This window comes from Streptomyces sp. CHD11, assembly GCF_018638295.1.
GTDB lineage: Bacteria > Actinomycetota > Actinomycetes > Streptomycetales > Streptomycetaceae > Streptomyces.
The window spans coordinates 1-451 of sequence record NZ_JABTTS010000093.1; the positions used below are offsets into that span (position 1 = coordinate 1).

At 72.7% G+C, this 451-nt stretch carries 1 protein-coding gene; it reads left to right on the top strand.

The window, feature by feature from the left end; translation table 11 throughout:
- Positions 1-80: 80 nt before the first annotated feature.
- The coding region (locus HTV45_RS33290; protein WP_285899717.1) for a glycerophosphodiester phosphodiesterase family protein at positions 81-451 on the top strand (371 nt) is incomplete at its 3' end.

Consider the following 451-nt stretch of genomic DNA (forward strand, 5'->3'; position numbering starts at 1 on the left):
GCTGGCCGAGGAGATCGACACGTACACGACGAACTGGCTCCGGACTCCCGGCCGCTGACCCGGTCGTCGACAAAGGCCCCATGGCCAACACCGTCACCAGCGTCACCGCCGTGGGGCATCGCGGCGATCCGTATCTCGCGCGCGAGAACACTCTGCCCTCGATCCGCTCCGCCCTCGAACGGGGGGCGGACGCGGTCGAGATCGATGTGCGGGTGACCCGCGACGGGGTGCCCGTCCTGCTGCACGACGCGACGCTGGAGCGGCTGTGGGGCCACGGCCGGCGGCTGGACCGGCTGGACCACGCGGAGCTGGAGGAGCTGACGGGCGGCGGGGTGCCCACGCTCCGCGAGGCGCTGCTCGCCGTCGGGGCGCACCGGGTGATGGTGGACCTGCCCGGCTCCACGGACGGATCGGTGAAGAAGATCGTGGGTACGGTCCGCGAGTGCGGGGC